The sequence below is a fragment of the Nocardiopsis sp. TNDT3 genome (assembly GCF_003427465.1).
GTDB classification, from domain to species: Bacteria; Actinomycetota; Actinomycetes; order Streptosporangiales; family Streptosporangiaceae; genus Nocardiopsis; species Nocardiopsis dassonvillei.
On the sequence record NZ_QPFC01000308.1, the window covers coordinates 1 to 3,100 of the forward strand.

Annotated in this window: 2 protein-coding genes; one reads left to right on the forward strand and one right to left on the reverse strand. The window is 72.9% G+C overall.

Annotation, left to right across the window (positions count from 1 at the left end):
• Positions 1–45 precede the first annotated feature (45 nt).
• Complete coding sequence (locus DQW06_RS08320) at positions 46–1,374, reverse strand: cytochrome P450 (RefSeq protein WP_117198241.1); 1,329 nt, start codon at positions 1,372–1,374, stop codon at positions 46–48.
• A 387-nt stretch (positions 1,375–1,761) separates the two neighbouring features.
• Between DQW06_RS08320 and DQW06_RS08325 the strand changes: the two genes are divergently transcribed.
• Positions 1,762–3,009: an SWIM zinc finger family protein gene (locus DQW06_RS08325; protein ID WP_117198242.1), complete on the forward strand. Its 1,248-nt coding sequence runs from the start codon at positions 1,762–1,764 to the stop codon at positions 3,007–3,009.
• Positions 3,010–3,100 lie beyond the last annotated feature (91 nt).

Genomic DNA, 3,100 nt, shown 5'->3' on the forward strand with positions numbered 1-3,100 from the left:
CGCGCGCCCGCGCCGCCGACGCCAGGACCCGACGCCGCGGCGGGGTCAACTCCGTCCGCGCCACCAGGCGAGCAGACGGCTGAGGAGGTCGTCCTCGTGGCCCTCGTCGCTGTCGTCCCGGTCCCCCCCGCGCGCCCCGGCCTCCGACTGCCCGTCCCCTCCGGAGCCCTCCCGGGGGCCGAGGGCGAGGGGCTCGCCCGGGGTGAAGACCACCGGGAGTTCGCGCAACCCCCGCAGGAACGGCGACGGGACCCAGCGCAGGTCCTCCGGCTCCACGGCGAGCCGGAGCCCGCCCAGGCGCTCCTGGAGCGCGGTGACCGCGATCGTGGCGGTCAGCCGGGCCAGTTCGCGGGCCGGACAGGCGTGCGGCCCGGCGCCGAACATCAGGTGGGCCCTGCTGCCCCCCGCCTGGTCGGAGTGGACGGCCGGATCGCGGTGGGCGGCGTCGAAGCCGATCAGCAGGGCGTCGCCCGCGCGGATGTCGACGTCGCCGATGCGCATGTCCTGGAGGGCGATCCGGGCGGGCAGGATCTGGAAGGGCGTGTCGGTCCACATCACGTGGTCGAGCAGTTCGTGGACGGTCATCTGCGCGTCCGTGTAGGCGGCGCGGACCGCCTCGTCGGTGAACAGAGTGCGCATCGTGTTACCGATGAGGTGTGTGGTGGTCTGGTGGCTCGAATTGTTGATGAGCGCGGCCTGGTGCGCGACCTCGTGGTCGCTCAGCCCCGCGGGGTGCTCCAGCATCCACGACACCAGGTCCTGACCGGGGATCCTGCGCTTGCGGGCCACCAGTTCGGAGAAGTACTGGTGGATGCGGCCGACGGCGTCCTCGGCGCGTTCGGCGTTCTCGCTGAAGACGATGGACGTGAGGTCGCCCAGCATGTACCCGTAGCTGTCGGAGAGCCCGTACAGGCTGTTGACCACGAGCACGGGCAGGGGGTTGGCGTACTCGGAGATGAGGTCGGCCCTGCCGTCGGCGACGAAGGAGTCGATGAGTTCGTCGGCGATCCGCCGGATCGTGCGGGCGGTGGCGTTCATGTCCACCCTGGCCAGGCTGTCCGCGATGGCCGAGCGCAGCCGGGTGTGCTCGGCCCCGTCGGCGTACAGGGCGTTGGGGCGCCAGGACAGCGCGGGCCGGGCGCAGGCGAGGTCGACGCGCCCCTCGACCACCTCGCGCCAGCGGCGGGTGTCGCGCGAGAAGAGGTGCTGGTTCTGTAACACGGCGAGGTTCTCGTGGTAGCCCAGCAGAAGCCAGGCCCGTACGCCGGTCTCCAGTTCGACCGGGGCCACGGGTCCGTGGCGTTCGCGCAGCGCGGCCCAGAGGCCGTCGCGTCCGGTGGCGGGTGTGGTGCCGTACAGCCGTGTGGTCGTCAACGAACCGAGTCCTTCTCTTCGGGGAGATGGTGTGCCGGTGCGGTGACGGAGGGGAGAAGCGGGATCGCTCATTGTAGAAGGGGTCGCGCTCTTTTTTCAACACGGCGGAGAAAGGGCGCTCGCGTATTAGTGGTAAATGGTATTAAGGCGCACTTTTTCTGGGGCTCCCGAGCGCCGGAACCCGGGGTCGCGCGCCGGGCGGAGCCGCTCCGCGGCCGGAGTCTGCCACGGGGATGCGACAGTTCCACGGGCGTTCGCAAGAAGGTTCGAAAAGGCCGCTTTTTGTCATAGGGAGTCCGTAGTGTTCTCTGTGTGAGCGATCGATGGAGTACCGACGACGTATGGGCTCTGGCTCCGGACGCCTCCTCCCGCAAGGCCGCCCTGAAGGTGGCCAAGGAGTCGTCCTGGCCCGAGCGCGGAGCGGTCGCCGCCCCCTCCGGCGGCACCTCCGCCGTCTGGGGCGAGTGCAAGGGCAGCGGTTCCAAGCCCTACCTGGCCGCCGTCCACCTGGACGGCGCGGGCGGGACCGCCTACAAGTGCAGCTGCCCCAGCCGCAAGATTCCCTGCAAGCACGTCCTGGGCCTGCTGGCCCTGTGGACCCAGGACAGCGTGGCCGACCGGGAGGAGCGGCCCGAGTGGGTGGCCAAGTGGCTCTCCGGAAGGGCCGCCCGCCAGGAGAAGGCCAACAGCCCGGCGGCCCCCGCCGACCCCGAACGGGCGGCCGCGACCCTGCGCAGGAGGGAGGAGGCGGTCCGGGCCGGGGTCGACGAACTCGGCCTCTGGCTGCGCGACCAGGTCGACACCGGGCTGGCCGAGGTGCCCAAGCACGGCTACGACCACTGGGACCGCATGGCCAAGCGGCTCGTGGACGCCAAGGCGGGCGGCGCGGCCTCCCTCGTCTCCCAGCTGCCCTCCGCGGCGCGCGGGGACAGCTGGCCCGAGCGGATGCTCGAACGGCTCGGCCTCCTCCACCTGCTGGTCAACGGCTACCGCGCGGGCGACGCCCTCGACGAGCGCGTCCGCGGCGCCGTCCGCTCCCGGGTGGGCATCACCGTCAAGGCCGAGGACGTCCTCGCCGGCGGTGAGCGCGTCCGCGACACCTGGCGGGTCCTGGGCTGGCACGACGCCCCCGCCCTCGAAGCCGACATGCGCGTGCGCCGCCTGTGGCTGCGCGGCACCGCGACCGGGCGCGTGGCCCTGTACCTGGCCTTCGCCCGACCCGGCCAGGCGCCCACCACCCCCTTCCGGGCCGGCACCGACGTGGAGGCCGAGTTCGCCTTCTACCCCGACGGCCACCGGGTCGCCCCCGTCGGCGACGGCACCACGACCGAGGCGGCCCCGCCCGAGGGCGGCACGGTCACGCAGGCCCTCGACGCCTTCGCCGCCTCCCTCGCCGAGGACCCCTGGCGCGACACCTGGCCGGTCGTGCTCGACCGCGCCGCCCCCGCCCACGACGGCCGGTGGTACCTCACCGACACCGAGGGCCACGCGCTGCCCCTGGCCTCCCCAGAGCCCTGGCGCCTCCTCGCGGTCACCGGCGGCCACCCCTCCACCGTCGCCGCCGAGTGGTCGCCCGCGACGGGACTCACCCCCATCACCGTGTGGGACCGGAACGGAAAGGCGGTCTCCCTGTGACCCCCGACCCCCTCGCCGCCGTGGACTCCTGGGACCGCCTGGTCTCCACGGCCCTGGTCGGCACCTCCAAGCGCTCCGTCCCCGACACCCC